This window comes from Mesorhizobium australicum (assembly GCF_900177325.1).
In the GTDB taxonomy this organism is placed as follows: Bacteria; Pseudomonadota; Alphaproteobacteria; order Rhizobiales; family Rhizobiaceae; genus Mesorhizobium_A; species Mesorhizobium_A australicum_A.
In genome coordinates this window covers 2599377-2616196 of record NZ_FXBL01000004.1, presented here as the reverse complement: position 1 = coordinate 2616196, position 16820 = coordinate 2599377, and the positions used below count along the sequence as shown (strand labels likewise).

At 63.7% G+C, this 16820-nt stretch carries 14 protein-coding genes and 1 tRNA gene; 5 read left to right on the top strand and 10 right to left on the bottom strand.

The window, feature by feature from the left end; genetic code table 11:
* Positions 1-46: 46 nt before the first annotated feature.
* A complete protein-coding gene (locus B9Z03_RS15315; RefSeq protein WP_085464999.1) occupies positions 47-1420 on the bottom strand; it encodes a class II 3-deoxy-7-phosphoheptulonate synthase in 1374 nt (457 codons plus the stop codon).
* Between the two features lie 359 nt (positions 1421-1779).
* Here B9Z03_RS15315 and B9Z03_RS15310 point away from each other — a divergent pair, with 359 nt between their 5' ends.
* Together B9Z03_RS15310 and B9Z03_RS15305 are read left to right on the top strand one after the other, a co-directional pair.
* Positions 1780-3654 (top strand): ABC transporter ATP-binding protein/permease, encoded by a 1875-nt coding sequence (locus B9Z03_RS15310; RefSeq protein ID WP_085464998.1) that lies wholly within the window; start codon positions 1780-1782, stop codon positions 3652-3654.
* An 83-nt stretch (positions 3655-3737) separates the two neighbouring features.
* A complete protein-coding gene (locus B9Z03_RS15305) occupies positions 3738-4643 on the top strand; it encodes an alpha/beta hydrolase family protein (RefSeq protein ID WP_085464997.1) in 906 nt (301 codons plus the stop codon).
* Positions 4644-4649: 6 nt separating this feature from the next.
* On the opposite strand, the gene gor is transcribed toward B9Z03_RS15305, so the two are convergent.
* The 3 genes from gor to rpiA all read right to left on the bottom strand — a co-directional run bounded on the left by gor (position 4650) and on the right by rpiA (position 7456).
* Complete coding sequence (gene gor / locus B9Z03_RS15300) at positions 4650-6041, bottom strand: glutathione-disulfide reductase (RefSeq protein WP_085464996.1); 1392 nt, start codon at positions 6039-6041, stop codon at positions 4650-4652.
* 108 nt (positions 6042-6149) lie between these two features.
* Positions 6150-6737: a DUF2059 domain-containing protein gene (locus B9Z03_RS15295; RefSeq protein ID WP_085464995.1), complete on the bottom strand. Its 588-nt coding sequence runs from the start codon at positions 6735-6737 to the stop codon at positions 6150-6152.
* A gap of 20 nt (positions 6738-6757) precedes the next feature.
* Positions 6758-7456 carry a ribose-5-phosphate isomerase RpiA gene (gene rpiA, locus B9Z03_RS15290; RefSeq protein ID WP_085464994.1) on the bottom strand — a complete coding sequence of 233 codons (699 nt, stop codon included), beginning with the start codon at positions 7454-7456 and terminating at the stop codon, positions 6758-6760.
* 102 nt (positions 7457-7558) lie between these two features.
* On the opposite strand from rpiA, the gene B9Z03_RS15285 reads away from it, so the two are divergent.
* Together B9Z03_RS15285 and B9Z03_RS15280 are read left to right on the top strand one after the other, a co-directional pair.
* A complete protein-coding gene (locus B9Z03_RS15285; RefSeq protein ID WP_085467681.1) occupies positions 7559-8242 on the top strand; it encodes an HAD family hydrolase in 684 nt (227 codons plus the stop codon).
* Between the two features lie 87 nt (positions 8243-8329).
* A tRNA-Val gene (locus B9Z03_RS15280) sits at positions 8330-8404 on the top strand.
* A 15-nt stretch (positions 8405-8419) separates the two neighbouring features.
* Here B9Z03_RS15280 and B9Z03_RS15275 read toward each other — a convergent pair.
* From B9Z03_RS15275 to B9Z03_RS15250, 6 genes are all read right to left on the bottom strand, one after another.
* A complete protein-coding gene (locus B9Z03_RS15275) occupies positions 8420-8707 on the bottom strand; it encodes a hypothetical protein (protein ID WP_085464993.1) in 288 nt (95 codons plus the stop codon).
* A gap of 123 nt (positions 8708-8830) precedes the next feature.
* The gene (locus B9Z03_RS15270; RefSeq protein ID WP_085464992.1) at positions 8831-9103 is read right to left on the bottom strand and encodes an HU family DNA-binding protein; all 273 of its coding nucleotides are present in this window, start codon (positions 9101-9103) and stop codon (positions 8831-8833) included.
* Between the two features lie 209 nt (positions 9104-9312).
* Positions 9313-11727, bottom strand: a complete 2415-nt coding sequence (lon, locus tag B9Z03_RS15265; RefSeq protein ID WP_085464991.1) for an endopeptidase La — start codon at positions 11725-11727, stop codon at positions 9313-9315.
* Positions 11728-12001: 274 nt separating this feature from the next.
* Positions 12002-13267, bottom strand: coding sequence for an ATP-dependent Clp protease ATP-binding subunit ClpX (gene clpX / locus B9Z03_RS15260; RefSeq protein ID WP_085464990.1), 1266 nt, complete (start codon positions 13265-13267; stop codon positions 12002-12004).
* 294 nt (positions 13268-13561) lie between these two features.
* Complete coding sequence (locus B9Z03_RS15255; RefSeq protein WP_085467680.1) at positions 13562-14194, bottom strand: ATP-dependent Clp protease proteolytic subunit; 633 nt, start codon at positions 14192-14194, stop codon at positions 13562-13564.
* Between the two features lie 135 nt (positions 14195-14329).
* Entirely contained in the window at positions 14330-15433 is a 1104-nt protein-coding gene (locus tag B9Z03_RS15250; protein WP_085464989.1) for an NAD(P)/FAD-dependent oxidoreductase, read from the bottom strand.
* Between the two features lie 82 nt (positions 15434-15515).
* Between B9Z03_RS15250 and B9Z03_RS15245 the strand changes: the two genes are divergently transcribed.
* Positions 15516-16814: a cytochrome P450 gene (locus B9Z03_RS15245; protein ID WP_085464988.1), complete on the top strand. Its 1299-nt coding sequence runs from the start codon at positions 15516-15518 to the stop codon at positions 16812-16814.
* The last annotated feature ends 6 nt before the right edge of the window (positions 16815-16820 follow it).

Genomic DNA, 16820 nt, shown 5'->3' with positions numbered 1-16820 from the left:
CAACGGGCGCCCGAAGGCGCCCGTCGACGTGTCGAAACCGAACGGATCAGCCGTTCACAGCCTTCTTGGCCGGCGCCTGCTTGCCCTTCTTGAGCAGTTCACTGACCAGGAAAGCGAGTTCCACAGCCTGATCCGCGTTGAGGCGCGGGTCGCAATGGGTGTGGTAGCGGTCCTGGAGATCCTCGTCGCGGACAGCGCGCGCTCCGCCGGTGCATTCGGTAACGTTCTTGCCGGTCATCTCGACATGGATGCCGCCCGGGTGCGTGCCTTCGGCGTGGTGCACGTCGAAGAAGGTCTGCACTTCTTTCAAGATGCGGTCGAACGGCCGGGTCTTGTAGCCTGCGGCCGTGATCGTGTTGCCGTGCATCGGGTCGCAGGACCAGATAACCTTGCGGCCTTCCTTCTCCACGGCACGGATGAGCTTCGGCAGGTGCTCGCCTACCTTGTCGTAGCCGAAACGGGCGATCAACGTCAGGCGGCCCGGCTCGTTCTCAGGGTTGAGCAGGTCGATGAGCTGGATCAGCCCGTCGGGCGTGAGCGAAGGGCCGCACTTCAGGCCGAGCGGATTCTTGATGCCGCGGCAGTATTCGATGTGGGCATGGTCAGGCTGGCGCGTGCGATCGCCGATCCAGATCATGTGGCCGGAGGTCGCGTACCAGTCGCCCGAGGTCGAATCGACGCGGGTCAGCGCCTCCTCATAGCCGAGCAGCAGCGCCTCGTGGCTGGTGTAGAAGTCGGTCTCGCGCAGCGCGTAGTTGGTCTCGGAAGTGATTCCCACCGCGCGCATGAAGTCCATCGTCTCGGTGATGCGGTTGGCGAGCGCCTCATACTTTTCCGACTGCGGGCTGTCGGAGACGAAGCCCAACATCCAGCGGTGCACGTTCTCGAGCGAGGCGTAGCCGCCCTGCGCGAAGGCGCGCAACAGGTTCAGCGTCGCGGCGGACTGGCGGTAGGCCATCTCCTGGCGCGCAGGATCCGGAATGCGGGATTTCTCGTCGAACTCGATGCCGTTGATGATGTCGCCGCGATAGCTCGGCAGCACCACGTCGCCCTTTTTCTCGACATCGGACGAACGCGGCTTGGCGAACTGGCCGGCGATACGGCCGACCTTCACCACCGGCTGCGAGCCGGCGAAGGTGAGCACCACCGACATCTGCAGGAAGACGCGGAAGAAGTCGCGGATGTTGTCGGCACCGTGCTCGGCGAAGCTCTCGGCGCAATCGCCGCCCTGAAGCAGGAAGGCCTGGCCTTCCGCGACCTGGCCGAGCTGCTTCTTCAGCTTGCGCGCCTCACCTGCAAAAACGAGCGGCGGATAGCTGGCGAGGTTCTTTTCCACCGCTTCGAGAGCCGCGAGGTCCGGATAGGCCGGAACCTGCTGGATCGGCTTGCCGCGCCAGGAATTCGGAGACCATTTCGCCATGTTAGCACCCAATCACGCTGCGGGATCACTACCCGCGCCAAGACTCCCGCCTTTCCGGGAAAGGCGGTCCTATACAGTAAGCAAGGGTTTACTTCCAGAGCGATTCGCCCCGCCATCCTGTCGCAAGGTCAGTGTGGCCGATCCGCCACCTTCTCCCGCCTGCGTAAACCTTGCGGGAACATTTCACTATGACAATCGGCGAAGCGTGTTAGCCTCAAAAGAAAAAGCAAATCACCTCTGGGGCGGACAAGGGTGGGGATGTTGTGAATCGGGTCTTCGGGCCACGATGGGTGCCAGATTCGCTGCGGTCGCTCCTCACTAGGCGTGAGGCAACCGCGACCAAGACACCCGTTTCAGGCATGAGCGGCTTCTGGGGCCTCATGCGCGCCTACTGGTTCTCGGAATCGTGGAAAGAAGCCTGGGCGCTGACGATGGTCATCGCGGCCCTCACGGCTTTGGCCAGCAAGGCCAGCGTCTGGATGGCCGAAGCCTCCGGCGAACTTATCAATTCCATCGCCTTCTTCCACAGTGAGGACAATCTCACGCCGCTGCGCTCGCTGCTGGTCGCGGCAGGCACGCTCGTGCTGATCGTGATCCTGAAGGATGCCGGCTTCACCGGTATCAGGCACCTGTTCTCCACCACACTTCACCGCAAGTGGCGTGCCTGGCTCGATCGGCGCTTCAACGACGCTCTGCTCGACGCCAACCATACCCATTATCACCTCCAGAACGGCGACGCGGGTGCGGCGCTGGACAATGTCGACCAGCGCGTGCAGGAGGCGATCAAGGGCATGACCGGCGGCGCGATCGGCCTGGCGATGGGCATCGTCGGCGTCATCATGTCGGTCTTCTTCGTCGGACAGAAGCTGCTGGAGACCTCCACGTCTGTGACGGGCCTCGAATTCCTCGGCGAATATGGCAGCGCCGCCCTCGCCTTCGCCGCTGTGCTCGTCTACGTACCGGTCAATACATGGATCGCGCTCAAGCTCGGCGGGCTGCTCGAGCGCCTTACGATCCGCATGAGCCAGGCCGAAGGCAGCTATCGCGGCGCGCTCAACACATTGCTGCGCCGAAGCTTCCACGTCGCCGCAGCGGGCGGGGAAGGCGTCCAGAATGACATTCACAAGCGTATCTACAAGGACATCGACGGCACCTGGGGCAGCCTCAACCGCGTGCATGCCGGCTACATGTCGTTCGAGCTGATCTACAACTTCATTGCCGCGCGCATCGTCGCCTACGGTCCGGGACTGCTGCCCTACATGAACCAGCAGGTGAGCCTGAAGAACTACGTGACGGGCGCTGAACTTATCAATTCGATGATCCAGCAGTGCTCATGGTTCATCCAGGTGATGCCGGCCATTGCGACGCTGAAGGCCAATTCGCGGCGTCTCACCGAACTGGTTGAAGCGATCGAGAACGTGCAGGCTCCCGTCGACTACTATCGCCGCACCGGCCGCAGCGAATTCGTGCGCACCACGCAGGACAGCGAGTTCGGACTGACCATCGCCAATCTGGAACTGATGCATCAGGGCGCCGACGCCAAGGCGTTCCTGTCGGCGCCCTTCCTCAATTTCCGTCGCGGCGAATGGACCTTCGTGTCCGGGGAGTCGGGCTGCGGCAAGACCTCGCTGATCAAGGCGATCAACGGACTGTGGCCGTACGGGGCGGGCAGCATCGCGCTGCCGGCCGGGGTGCGCACGTTCTATGCCTCGCAGGACATCAGGTTGCCGCCGATCACGCTGAAGCGCCTCGTCTGCCTGCCAGATGCGCCCGACGCGTTCCACGACCTGCAGGTCGCCGCCGCCCTGCACGATGCGGGGCTCGGGCATCTCATCGCCCATATCGAGGAGGAGGCGCGCGACGGCCAGCCGTGGGACACGGTCCTGTCGGGCGGCCAGCGGCAGAAGCTGTTCGTGGCGCGTATCCTGCTGCACAAGCCCGGCCTGCTCTTCCTCGACGAGGCGACCGCGGCACTCGACGGTCCGGCCAAGATCGCCTTCCACCAGGCAATCAAGGACCATTGCCCGGAGGTGACCGTCATAAGTGTGATGCACGAGGCGGTGCCGCCGCGTGCGCTCTCGGGCGAGAGCTTCTACGATTCGATCCTGACGGTGGCGGGCGGCGTCGCCTCCAAGCGCCCGTTCGGTTCTCTCCTGGCGGAAGTTACGATCCCCTTCCCCGAGAAGCGTCGGCGCCGCCGACGCCTCGATGCAATCAGCATCCCTGCTGAATAGGCAGTTTGTTCAAGGCGAAGCAATCTTCTTGACTTTGACGTTAACGTCAATGGTAGGCTCGTCCTGTTTTCGAGGAGGAGACCATGACCGCTCACAGCCCGCCTCCTGCCGAGCCTCACTCGGTCTCGAAGTTGGACATCCGCTTCGGTGCAGCTGACGGCTTCTCGCTGGCCGGAACCCTTTTCGAGGGCACCGGCAACGGACCTTTCGTGCTGATCTCCTCGGCGACCGCCGTGCCGCGCGGCCTCTATGCCGGCTTCGCCTCGGCCGCCGTATCGGCAGGCGCTCGTGCCGCGTTGACCTACGACTATCGCGGCACGGGTGGCTCCAACGCTCCACCCGGATGGAAGAAGCGGATCGGCATGAAGGACTGGGCCTTGCTCGACCTGCCTGCCGCCGCAGCGGCGCTGGACAGGCTGGCCCCCGGCCATGCGATGGTCGGCGTCGGCCAATCCTATGGCGGCCAGGCGCTGGGCCTGTGCGGCATCTCGGGACGCTTCCAGCGCTATGGGATGGTCGCGACTATGTCAGGTTATTTCGGCGGGCTCGATGATCGCACCGCCAAATGGCGCATGCTTGGCGTCGGTGTGCCGGTGTCGCTGGCCTTCGGCCATACGCCAAAATGGCTCGGCATCGGCGAGCCGATCCCGGGAACCGTGTTTCGCGACTGGGCGCGCTGGTGCTCGAAGCCAAACTATTTCTTCGACGATCCTACCTTGGTCGAGGCTGCGCGCTTCGGGAACGTGCGCACACCGATCCTAGCGCTCGGCATGGAAGATGATGTCTGGGGAACGCGGCGGGCCGTGGCGGCGCTGATGCGCCACTATGCGAGCGCCTCGATCGAGCAGCGCTGGATTTCGCCGGAAGAAGCCGGCCAGCCGATCGGGCATCTCGGCTATTTCCGCTCGCGTTTCGCCGGGACGCTTTGGCCAGACCTGATCGGATGGCTGCTGGAAGGCCGGCCCGCCCGGATCGGCAAGCCGGCCTAGGGATTGTCAGCCGACGCGCTCGCCACCCTTCAGGCGGTAGGTCGGCTGGTACATCGTCACCAGTTCCTCGGCGGCGGTCGGGTGCACCGCCATGGTCGCGTCGACCACGTCCTTGGTGAGCCTGCCCTTGATGACGATACCGAGCAGTTGCGCCATCTCGCCAGCATCCGGACCGAGGATATGTGCACCCAGCACGACGCGGCTCTTTGCGTCTACCACGAGCTTGGTCAGCATCTTCTCCTGCCGGCCCGGCAGGATGTTGCGCATCGGCCGGAAGACGGCGCGATAAATCTCGATCTCGTCATATTCCTTCGCCGCGTCCTCTTCCGACAGGCCCACCGTGCCTATCTCTGGCTGCGAGAAGACCGCTGTCGCAACTGATTCAAGGTCCGGCCGGGTCGGCTTGCCCTTGAACACCGTATCCACGAAGCACATCGCCTCATGGATCGCGACCGGCGTGAGTTGGACGCGGTTGGTGACGTCGCCCACGGCATAGATGTTGGGGACGGTCGTGCGCGAATAGTCGTCGACGACGATCTCACCCATCTTGCCGAGCTCGACGCCCGCCGATTCGAGACCTAGGTTTTCGGTGTTCGGCATGCGGCCCAGCGCCAGCATCACCTGGTCGGCGACGATCGGCTCGCCTTCGTTGAGATGGGCCACGAGCTTGCCGTCGTCCCGCTTCTCGATCTTCTCGAACACCGTCTGGCAGAGAATGCGAATGCCCTTCCCTTCCATCGTCTCGTGCAGCATGTGGCGCAGATCGTGATCGAAGCGGCCAAGGATCTCCTTGCCGCGATAGACCAGCGTCGTCTCGACGCCGAGCCCGTGAAAGATGTTGGCGAATTCGACGGCGATGTAGCCGCCACCCGCGATGACGATCGACTTGGGCAGCTCGGCAAGATGGAACGCATCATCTGACAGGATGCAATGCTCGTGCCCCGGCAGAGCGGCATGCGGATTGGGCCGCCCGCCAGTGGCGATCAGGATATGCTCGGCCGTCACCGTGCGGTTCTCCGCTTCGATACGCACCGTATGCGCGTCGACCAGCGTGGCCCGGCTCTGGAACGTGTCGCCGCCGGCGCGATCGATACCGCCCTTGTAGATGGCCTCCAGCCGCGCGATCTCGCGGTCCTTGTTCGCGATCAGCGTCGGCCAGTTGAACGACGTCTCGCCGACGCTCCAGCCATAGCCGACCGCATCCTCGAAATGTTCGGGATACTGCGAGGCATAGACAAACAGCTTCTTCGGCACGCAACCCCTGATCACGCAGGTGCCGCCGAACCTATATTCCTCCGCGACGCCGACGCGCTTGCCTAGGCCTGCCGTCACACGCGCGGCGCGGACGCCGCCCGAGCCTCCGCCGATGACGAAGAGATCGTAGTCGTAAGCTGCCATGGAACGCCTCATTCCGCCTTCTGTGCCCCGTCGCAGGTAGTCCCTGCGGCGCCAAAAGAAAAGCCCGGGCGATGCCCGGGCCTTTCACGAAAGCGGATGATGCGGCTCTTACTGGGCCGGCGGCGTCAGGGTCGGCGACGCGGGTGCCTGGCCGTTGGCCGGCGGAGCCTCGACCGGCGCCGGCGGCTGCGCGGCCGGGGCAACCTCTGCCAGCTTCTTGGCGACGGCCTGCGACAGGTCGCGTGCGATGCCGAGCTGCCAGATGTCGACAGCCTTGCTCACTTCACGGCCGACGATCGGGCTGTCGGACAGGAATTTCTTGCCGGTCGGCGAATTGTGGAACGCCGCAATCTCCGTGAGTTCCTGTTCGGTAAAGGCCTTGGCGAAGGCAGTCGCCACTTCCTTTTCCAGATCGCCGCGACGCGGTGCGATTGCCAGCGTCTCCTCATCGACGATGCGGACGATGTCCTCTTCCAGATTCGGATTCTTCTGGATCAGCTCGATCTTCAGCATCTGATTGGCCTGCGGCAGGATCGAATCCATCGAATCCGTCGCCTTGATCGAAGTGACCGCGGCGCGTGCGGCCTTGAGGTGAGCCTCCGAGATCTCCTGCGCGGATGCGAAGGAGGCTCCTGCCAGAAGCGCCACGGTGGCCAGCGCGGCAACGACGCGGCGGGAACGATTGAATGGCACCATGATTACCTCAGACTCCCTGTTCAGCGGGCGGGAACAAGCGTCCGGATTCCGGTGGAACCCGCTATGACGGCCAGGTCCGCTAGACCCAGAAATAGACCATGCTCGACCACGCCGGGGATGGCGTGCAATGCATCGGACAGCGCTCTTGCGTCCGGAATGCGGCCAAAAGATGCATCGAGGATCAAATGGCCGCCATCTGTAACAAATGGTTCGCCGCCCGTCATCCGCAATGTCAGCGGGCCGGACAGGCCCAGCGATGCAGCAGCCTTCCGCACGGCGGTCTCGGTCGCCTTCAGACCGAAACGATTCACCTCGATCGGCAGAGGAAAGCGGCCGAGCGTGTCGACGATCTTCGATTCGTCGGCGATGACGATCATCTTCGCCGAGGCGGAAGCGACGATCTTCTCGCGCAACAATGCTCCGCCGCCTCCCTTGATAAGCGACAAATCTGCGTCGACCTCATCGGCGCCATCGATCGTAAGGTCGAGTTCCGGCGTCTCCTCGAGCGTAGAGAGCGGCACGCCCAACTGCACGCACAAGGCTGCCGTGCGCTCCGAGGTGGGAACGCCGATGATCTTCATGCCTTCCGCGACCTTGACGGCGAGCAGGCGGACAAACTCCTCCGCGGTCGAGCCCGTGCCTATGCCAAGCCTCATGCCGGACGTCACATGTTCGAGCGCAGCTCTCGCCGCCTCGATCTTCATCGCTTTCGCGTCCATCTGCCCTCCGACGGCCATCCGCGGCCGCTCTAGCACGTCTCGCGGCAGGCGCAAGCTTTGCCGCATATTGCGCATGGTCGCGGCTACGTCTATCCCCGCCGCATGAGCCAGCCCATCATCGTTTTCGATCTCGACGGCACCCTCGTCGACACCGCGCCGGACCTCGTCGACAGCCTCAACCACGCGCTGACCTCGGCCGGCGTTCCGGTCGTCGATCCGGCCGTCCACCGTAACAATGCAGGCCTCGGGGCGCGCGTGATGATCGAGCGAGCCTACCAGGCGCACCGGCGCACACTGCCGATCGACGAGCACGACCGCCTGTTCGCGCTGTTCCTTGAGCACTACGGCGCCAGCATGCCCGGCCGGTCGAAACCCTATCCGGGAGCGGTCGAGGCGCTGGACCGCTTCGTTGCTGCCGGGTTCCTGCTGGCAGTGTGCACCAACAAGACCGAAGCACTTTCACGACGTTTGCTGGCGGGCACCGGCGTGGCCGGCTATTTCGGGGCGATCTGCGGTCAGGATACGTTCGCCTTCCGCAAGCCCGACCCACGTCACCTCATCGAGACGATCCGGCTCGCGGGCGCGGACCGGGATCGTGCCCTCATGGTCGGCGATTCCCGCACCGACATCGACACCGCCAAAGCGGCGGGTATACCGGTCGTGGCTGTCGACTTCGGCTACACGGATCGTCACGTGCGCGAATTCGAGCCGAGCGTGGTGATTTCGCATTTCGACGAGCTGACCGTCGACCTCGCCAAGCGGCTGATCTCGTCCACAGGCGGATGATCCACGGAGCCAGCGTTGCATTCCGGTGTTGACGAACGGCCTGCAGCCGAACTATATCGCCGCCAGTCCGGGACCTCGTCCCGCGGCGGGCGATTAGCTCAGCGGGAGAGCACACCCTTCACACGGGTGGGGTCGTAGGTTCAATCCCTACATCGCCCACCATTTCTCCGTCCTTACCTATCTCAGCCGGGTCGGCATCCACCTGATCTTGCCGTCGGTCTTATGCGGCTCCCAGACGTCGATCCGCGGCATGCGGTCGCGATCGAGCTCGAGAACGGTTACCGTCGGCGGGCGTGGTCGGCAGCGGGTGCAGCGAAAGGGCAAATCGCGCGGGTCGCAACCGGCGCCGGCAACCGTCGCGAGATCCATTGCTCGGTAGTAGCGGATGTTGCCGCAAACGCACTCTACCCGGACGATCATGTTGTGCCGGGCCGCTCTACCAAGTGTGTCGATCAGCCGTGCCATGACAAGAACAAATAGGGAACATTCTCGACCGGTCAATGCGACAACGTGGCTCCGAAGGAACGGGAAACAAGAAAAAAGCCGGGCAAGCCCGGCTTTGATCGATCCTTCAGAGAACCGGCCGTCTCAGTTGACGGCGTCCTTGAGGCCCTTGCCGGCCGTGAACTTCGGTACGTTGCGCGCCGCGATCTGCACCGGTTCGCCCGTGCGGATGTTACGGCCCGTGGACGCCTCGCGCTTGGTCACGGCGAAATTGCCGAAACCGACGAGACGCACATCGCCGCCCGACTTGAGCTCGCGGGTGATCACGTCGAACACCGCATCGACGGCGGTGGCGGCGTCCGCCTTCGAAACCTTCGCCTGTTCGGCGACGGCGGCGACCAACTCATTCTTGTTCATGAAGTATCCCTTCCTCGTGAAGACCGGAACTAACGACTCATCCGGCGAAGCGGCACATTAGTTTTTTGAACGGTCTCGACCAACAAGGAAAGTGAGGCGAAACCGAGAACTGCGCCGGTTTTCCAGCGTTTTTTCGACTTCCCCATAACGAAATGGGCCGGAAACTGGTTCCGGCCCATTCATACTGCATGAGACTGCCGACAGAGAGCCTAGTGGGCCACGCCGATGCCGCCCACGTCCTCGGCGATTGGCGCCTTGACGGTGGTCTCCACCGGCTCGGTCCATTCGATCGGCTCGGGCATGCGCACGAGCGCATGGCGCAGAACCTCACCCACCCGGCTGACCGGGATGATCTCCATCCCGCTCTTCACGTTGTCCGGGATGTCGGCCAAGTCCTTGGCGTTCTCCTCGGGGATCAGCACCTTCTTAATGCCGCCCCTTAGGGCAGCAAGCAGCTTCTCCTTGAGACCGCCGATCGGCAGGACGCGCCCGCGCAGCGTGACCTCGCCAGTCATCGCCACATCGGCCTTGACCGGAATGCCGGTCAGCACCGAGACGATCGCGGTCACCATTGCGATGCCGGCGGACGGCCCGTCCTTCGGTGTCGCGCCCTCGGGAACGTGCACGTGGATGTCGCGCTTGTCGAACAGCGGCGGCTCCAAGCCGAAATCGAGCGCCCGCGAGCGGACGTAGGACGCCGCCGCCGAGATCGATTCCTTCATCACGTCCTTCAGGTTGCCGGTCACCGTCATGCGGCCCTTGCCGGGCATCATGACGCCTTCGATCGTGAGCAGTTCACCGCCAACCTCGGTCCAGGCAAGACCCGTCACCACGCCGACCTGATCGTCGGCCTCGGCCTGGCCGTACCGGAAGCGCGGCACGCCGAGATAATCGGCGATGTTCGCGGCCGTGACCTCGACCTTTTCGGTCTTCTTGCGCAAGATCTCCGTCACCGCCTTGCGGCCGAGCTTCATCAGCTCCCGCTCGAGCGAGCGCACGCCGGCCTCGCGGGTGTAGGTCTGGATGATCGCCCGGATCGCGTCCTCGGAGACCGAGAACTCGTTCGGCTGCAGCGCGTGATCCCGGATCGCCTTCGGCAGCAGGTGCCGCTTGGCGATCTCGACCTTCTCGTCCTCGGTGTAGCCGGCGATGCGGATGATCTCCATACGGTCCATCAGGGCCGGCGGGATGTTCAGCGTATTCGCCGTCGTCACGAACATCACGCTCGACAGGTCGTATTCGACCTCGAGATAGTGGTCCATGAACGTCGAGTTCTGCTCCGGATCGAGAACCTCCAGCAAGGCCGATGAAGGGTCGCCACGGAAGTCCATGCCCATCTTGTCGATCTCGTCGAGCAGGAAGAGCGGGTTGGACTTCTTTGCCTTCTTCATCGACTGGATGACCTTGCCGGGCATCGAACCGATGTAGGTGCGGCGGTGACCGCGGATCTCAGCCTCGTCGCGCACGCCGCCGAGCGCCATGCGGACATACTCACGGCCGGTCGCCTTGGCGATCGACTTGGCGAGCGAGGTCTTGCCGACGCCGGGAGGTCCGACGAGGCACAGGATCGGGCCCTTCATCTTGTTCTGGCGGCTCTGCACCGCAAGATATTCGACGATGCGGTCCTTGACCTTGTCGAGGCCAAAGTGATCGGTGTCGAGCACGTTCTGGGCCAGGTCGAGGTCGTACTTGACCTTCGTCCGCTTGCCCCACGGGATCGACAGCAGCCAGTCGAGATAGTTGCGCACGACGGTGGCCTCCGCCGACATCGGCGACATGGACCTGAGCTTCTTCAGCTCGGCCTCCGCCTTCTCGCGGGCCTCCTTCGAGAGCTTGGTCTTCTTGATGCGCTCCTCGATCTCGGTCGCCTCGTCGCGGCCGTCCTCGCCCTCGCCGAGCTCCTTCTGGATCGCCTTCATCTGCTCGTTGAGGTAGTATTCGCGCTGGGTCTTCTCCATCTGGCGCTTGACGCGCGAACGGATGCGCTTCTCCACCTGCAGGACGGAGATTTCGGACTCCATATGGCCCATGGCCTTTTCGAGCCGCTCCTTCACGGACAGCGTCGAAAGCATCTCCTGCTTCTCGGGAATCTTGATCGCAAGATGCGAAGCGATCGTATCGGCGAGCTTGGAGTAGTCCTCGATCTGGCCGACCGCGGCGATGACCTCGGGCGAGATCTTCTTATTCAGCTTCACATAGTTCTCGAAGTCGGAGACGACGGAACGCGCCAGCGCCTCGATCTCGACCTCTTCCTCGGCCGGTTCGTTCAAAACCTCGGCGCGGGCCTCGTGGTAGTCTTCGCGATCGGTGAATGCGATCACCTTGGCGCGCGAGACGCCTTCGACCAGCACCTTGACGGTGCCATCGGGCAGCTTGAGGAGCTGGAGCACGTTGGCGAGCGTGCCGACATCATAGATCGCGTCGGGTTCCGGATCGTCGTCGGCAGCATTCATCTGCGTGGCAAGCAGGATCTGCTTGTCGGAGCCCATGACCTCTTCCAGCGCGCGGATCGACTTCTCGCGGCCCACGAAGAGGGGCACGATCATGTGTGGGAAGACCACGATGTCGCGCAGCGGAAGGACCGCGAACACGCCGCTTCCCGAAGAGCTGGATTGCCTTGCCATGGTTCTTGCCTTTCTTTCGCGGCCGCCTTCAGCCAACCACGAATCTCATATTAGCGGCCGCTGACCGATCCGCCTACCTTTGTATCTCACAAGGGATTTTCAGCACGGAACCGGACGAGCGTCCTTACCCGGCTTAAGTGGATGCATCGCAGTGCAATATCAAGTGGCCGGCCCGTCCCGGAGCCCAACCAGCCATCCGGGCAGGTCGCCCCACCCCGGCAAACGGAAACGGCGCCCGCAGGCGCCGTCAGCGAGAGTTCGAGGAACGGGGCGATCACGCGCTAGCGCTCTTCTGCTCCTTCTCGGAGTAGATGTAGAGCGGCCTCGCATTGCCGTTTACGACCTCGTCGGAGATCACGACCTCCTGGACACCGTCGAGCGCCGGCAGCTCGAACATCGTATCGAGCAGAATCGCCTCCATGATAGAACGCAGGCCGCGCGCACCGGTCTTGCGCTCGATGGCGCGCTTGGCGATGGCAGTCAGCGCGCTCTCATGGAAAGTGAGATCGACGTTTTCCATCTCGAACAGGCGCTGATACTGCTTCACCAGCGCGTTCTTCGGCTCGGTCAGAATCTGGATCAGCGCCGGCTCATCGAGGTCCTCGAGCGTAGCCAACACCGGCAGACGACCGACGAATTCGGGGATGAGACCGAACTTCAGCAGATCCTCGGGCTCGACCATGCGGAAGAGCTCGCCGGTGCGGCGATCCTCCGGCGAGGCGACGAGCGCGCCGAAGCCAATCGAGGTCTTGCGGCCACGATCCGAGATGATGCGGTCGAGCCCCGCGAAGGCGCCGCCGCAGATGAACAGGATATTGGCCGTGTCGACCTGCAGGAACTCCTGCTGCGGGTGCTTGCGGCCGCCCTGCGGCGGCACGGAGGCGACCGTGCCCTCCATGATCTTGAGCAGCGCCTGCTGCACGCCCTCGCCCGACACGTCGCGGGTGATCGATGGGTTGTCAGACTTGCGGCTGATCTTATCGATCTCGTCGATGTAGACGATGCCGCGCTGGGCGCGCTCGACATTGTAGTCGGCGGCCTGGAGCAGCTTGAGGATGATGTTCTCGACGTCCTCACCGACATAGCCGGCCTCGGTGAGCGTCGTGGCATCGGCCATCGTGAACGGCACGTCGATGATACGGGCAAGCGTTTGGGCGAGCAGCGTCTTGCCGCAGCCGGTCGGGCCGATCAGCAGGATATTCGACTTGGCCAGCTCGACGTCGTTCGACTTCGAAGCGTGCGCCAGGCGCTTATAGTGGTTGTGAACCGCCACCGACAGCACGCGCTTGGCGTAAGGCTGGCCGATGACATAATCGTCGAGGACCTTGAGGATCTCCTGTGGGGTCGGCACACCCTCGCGCGACTTCAGCGTCGAGGTCTTGTTCTCCTCGCGGATGATGTCCATGCACAGTTCGACGCATTCATCGCAGATGAAGACGGTCGGTCCGGCGATCAGTTTGCGGACCTCATGCTGGCTCTTCCCGCAGAAGGAGCAGTAGAGCGTGTTCTTCGAATCGCCGCTGTTGCTGACCTTGCTCATCGTCCAAGTCCTTTCACTGCCGCGTATCCGCGATCGCCGATCTGAAACGGCTTGCCATCGCGTCTGGCATCGCCGTTCTCCACAGCGGGTCGGCGCGATTCACGACATTTCCGAACGAAACACAAATCAGAAAATGCGGCAACGATTCGCAGCTCCCCATGCCAAGGCTAAGGCGTCGAAACTCTACAGAACATTAACGTAGGGCTTCGCGTCGAAGGTGGGAACAGCAAAATGTGACAGAATTGACGCAGCTTCGTGAAAATCCGTCTTCTGCCTGCCGCACATCCAATCACATCATGCGGAGGGGGCCGCATCCACCGCCTCGCGAGAGGAGATAACGCGGTCGATCAAGCCGAAATCTTTCGCCTCGTCAGCCGTCATGAAGTGGTCGCGGTCGAGCGTCCGCTCGATCATGTCGTAGTCCTTGCCGGTGTGCTTGACGTAGACTTCGTTCAGGCGGCGCTTCAGCTTGATGATGTCCTGCGCGTGCCGCTCGATGTCCGAAGCCTGGCCGGAGAAGCCGCCGGAGGGCTGATGCACCATAATGCGCGCATTCGGCGTCGCGAAGCGCATGTCCTTGTGGCCGGCGCACAGCAGCAGCGAGCCCATCGAGGCCGCCTGGCCGATGCACAGCGTCGACACGGCAGGCTTGATGAACTGCATGGTGTCGTAGATCGCCATGCCCGAGGTCACCACACCGCCCGGCGAGTTGATGTAGAGGTTGATTTCCTTCTTCGGGTTCTCGGCCTCGAGGAAGAGGAGCTGCGCGCAGACCAGCGTCGCCATGCCGTCCTCGACCGGACCGGTGATGAAGATGATGCGTTCCTTCAACAGCCGCGAGAAGATGTCGTAAGCCCGCTCGCCACGATTGGTCTGCTCGACGACCATCGGAACGAGGTTCATGTAGGTTTCGACCGGATCTCTCATCGACTGTCCCTTTGCGAGAGCGAATTCGGCGCCGTTGCGGCGGAATCGCGGCGGGTGGTTTGCCCTAGATATGTCCGGCGCCTGATCCAGCGCAAGGGTGCGCGGCCCCATCCTGCCCGAAAGCGCAGGCATGGTTTACGCCGTTTCCGCCCGCAGCCAGCGCACGAGCCTGTCGATGTCCCCGTCCTCGACCGCATCGGCGACGCGGCGGCCGACCGCTGCGCCGAACTTGTAGCCATGACCAGAGCAGGCCGAGACGACCAGCGCCCTGCCCTTGCGGGTTGCGAAGAAGCGTTCGTCGGCGGTGAAGGTGTAGGCGCAGGTGACGACCTCAAGCACCCTGTATTCGTCCAGCCGTGCGATGGGCGGCGAGAAATGCGACAGGATCTCGGCTCCCTCCTCCGGGCGAGGGACGCGGTCAGAATCGGCGTCCGGGCTGGCCCGCTTGTGCAAACCGGTGCCGAACTTGAGTCCGCCGCCGCCCGAGGGCGGGATGATGTAACCGTCGACCTTTCCGCCGACATCGAGGATCACTGGCGCCTTCTCCCAAGCCTCTTTCAGGTCTGACGGTGGCTCCAGATAGGCAAGCGCGGTGCGGTGCGTCGAAAGCGTCCAAGCGAGATCAGGAAACAGCTTCGTCACCCAGGCGCCGGCCGTGACCACGATCTGATCGGCTGTAACCGCCTCGCCGCCGGTGAGGATCACGCGGCCGGCCTCGACGTCGACCGAGGCCACTTTCGCGTTTTCGCGCACGTCCACATCATTGGCGCGCAGCCATTCGACGAGGCCGAGCGCGATGCGCCGACAATGCAGCGCGCCGCCCTCCTCGGAAAAGTAGGCATAGCGGATCGTCTCCGGATCGAAGAACGGCCATCGCGTGGAGGCCTCCTGCGCCGTCATCAATTCGAATGGAAAGCCGCCATCCTTCAATCCCTCGAGATAGTCCTCCGCTTCGTCGCCCGGCTCGCGCGAGACGCAGACAAAACCGCGCGGATCGTAGTGGCGCTGGCCGAGATCCGCCCACATCTCGTCCCAGGCCGCGTAGGCTTCCGTGATCGCACGGCCGTAGCCGCTGCCGGGCGGATAAGCCCGCCGGATGATGCGATGATGGTCCCCGGAAGCGGCAAGCGGATTGGGGATCGGTCCCTGCTCCAAGAGCGTGACCCGATGCCCGCGCTTAGCGAGCGACCATGCAGTGGAGAGGCCAGCGATGCCGGCGCCGACGACAACGACCTCCATCCGCTTCCCCCCTTCGCACTCGCTCTAACCGCAGGACAATACGGGCTGGCCCGCCCTTTACAAGGCGGGTTACAACATCCCTATGAGCTGCCCGCCCTATCTCCACCCCATTCCCGCGTCCCGGCGAGTGCACATCGATCCGCACGACAGCCGGTTCATGCAGGATCCCTATGCCGCCTATGCCTTCCTGCAGGGCACCGCCCCGGTGTTCTTCTGGGAGGAATACGGGTTCTGGTGCCTGGCCGGGTATGACGAGGTGAATCGCGCTCTGCGCGACAAGCGGTTCGGACGTGAGCGTCCCGGCGGCTACATGGCGTCGGTGACTGCCGATGCGGACCGCACTCACCTTGCCGACTTCGACGCGCTCGAAGCCGGCTCGATGCTTGAGTTGGAGCCGCCGGTCCATACGCGGCTAAGGACGCTGGTCAATCGCGCTTTCGTCTCGCGCCAGGTCGAGCGGCTGAGGCCGCGCATCGAACAGCTCGCCAACCAGTTGATAGACAGGTTCGAGGACGAGGCGGAGATCGACCTACTGCCTGCCTTCGCGACGCCCTTACCCAGCATTGTTATCGCGGAAATGCTCGGCGTATCCACCGACATGGCAGGGCAACTGGTGGAATGGTCTAACCGGATGGTGGCGATGTACATGCACGCGCCCACCCGGGCGACGGAACTTGCAGCCAATGCCGCCGCGCGCGATTTCGCGTCCTTCATCCGCGGCGAGGTGGAACGGCGGCGCAACGGCATGGTCGACGACCTGCTCGGCCTTCTGGTCGCCGCGCGCGACGGCGGCGACCGCCTTTCGGACGCCGAACTCGTCTCGTCGGCGGTGCTGCTGCTCAACGCGGGGCACGAGGCGACGGTGCACCAGATCGGCAATGCGGTGCGGACGATCCTCACCGAAGGCGGCGATCCCAGGCGCTTCTTCGAGACGCCGGAGGCGACGGTGGCGACGGTCGAGGAATGCCTGCGCATCGACCCGCCGCTGCACATGTTCACGCGCTACGCGTACGAACGCGTCGAACTGACGCCGGAAGCGATCATCGAGCCGGGGCAACAGATCGGCCTCCTGCTCGGCGCGGCCAACAACGATCCGGCCGCGTTCGACGCACCACGTCGCTTCCTGCCCAGCCGGCCGGACCAGAAGAACGTCTCGTTCGGTGCGGGCATCCATTTCTGCATCGGCGCGCCGCTCGCCCGGCTCGAGTTGCAGGTGGCGCTCAAGGTGCTGTTCGACCGCCTGCCGACACTGCGGCTGGCCTATGAGCCAGCCTATCGCGACAGCTACCATTTCCACGGCCTCGAGCGCCTGAAGGTCGAATGGTGGGTGCCGCGGTATCAACCACTCAACCGCAGCGAGGAGGAAGCGGCATCGGATTGACCATCC

Bases quoted from the DNA above. Each gene is read 5' to 3' on its own strand.
- B9Z03_RS15315 (WP_085464999.1), bottom strand. From the start codon at position 1,420: ATGGCGAAATGGTCTCCGAATTCCTGGCGCGGCAAGCCGATCCAGCAG.
- B9Z03_RS15310 (WP_085464998.1), top strand. From the start codon at position 1,780: ATGAGCGGCTTCTGGGGCCTCATGCGCGCCTACTGGTTCTCGGAATCG.
- B9Z03_RS15305 (WP_085464997.1), top strand. From the start codon at position 3,738: ATGACCGCTCACAGCCCGCCTCCTGCCGAGCCTCACTCGGTCTCGAAG.
- gor (WP_085464996.1), bottom strand. From the start codon at position 6,041: ATGGCAGCTTACGACTACGATCTCTTCGTCATCGGCGGAGGCTCGGGC.
- B9Z03_RS15295 (WP_085464995.1), bottom strand. From the start codon at position 6,737: ATGGTGCCATTCAATCGTTCCCGCCGCGTCGTTGCCGCGCTGGCCACC.
- rpiA (WP_085464994.1), bottom strand. From the start codon at position 7,456: ATGGACGCGAAAGCGATGAAGATCGAGGCGGCGAGAGCTGCGCTCGAA.
- B9Z03_RS15285 (WP_085467681.1), top strand. From the start codon at position 7,559: ATGAGCCAGCCCATCATCGTTTTCGATCTCGACGGCACCCTCGTCGAC.
- B9Z03_RS15275 (WP_085464993.1), bottom strand. From the start codon at position 8,707: ATGGCACGGCTGATCGACACACTTGGTAGAGCGGCCCGGCACAACATG.
- B9Z03_RS15270 (WP_085464992.1), bottom strand. From the start codon at position 9,103: ATGAACAAGAATGAGTTGGTCGCCGCCGTCGCCGAACAGGCGAAGGTT.
- lon (WP_085464991.1), bottom strand. From the start codon at position 11,727: ATGGCAAGGCAATCCAGCTCTTCGGGAAGCGGCGTGTTCGCGGTCCTT.
- clpX (WP_085464990.1), bottom strand. From the start codon at position 13,267: ATGAGCAAGGTCAGCAACAGCGGCGATTCGAAGAACACGCTCTACTGC.
- B9Z03_RS15255 (WP_085467680.1), bottom strand. From the start codon at position 14,194: ATGAGAGATCCGGTCGAAACCTACATGAACCTCGTTCCGATGGTCGTC.
- B9Z03_RS15250 (WP_085464989.1), bottom strand. From the start codon at position 15,433: ATGGAGGTCGTTGTCGTCGGCGCCGGCATCGCTGGCCTCTCCACTGCA.
- B9Z03_RS15245 (WP_085464988.1), top strand. From the start codon at position 15,516: ATGAGCTGCCCGCCCTATCTCCACCCCATTCCCGCGTCCCGGCGAGTG.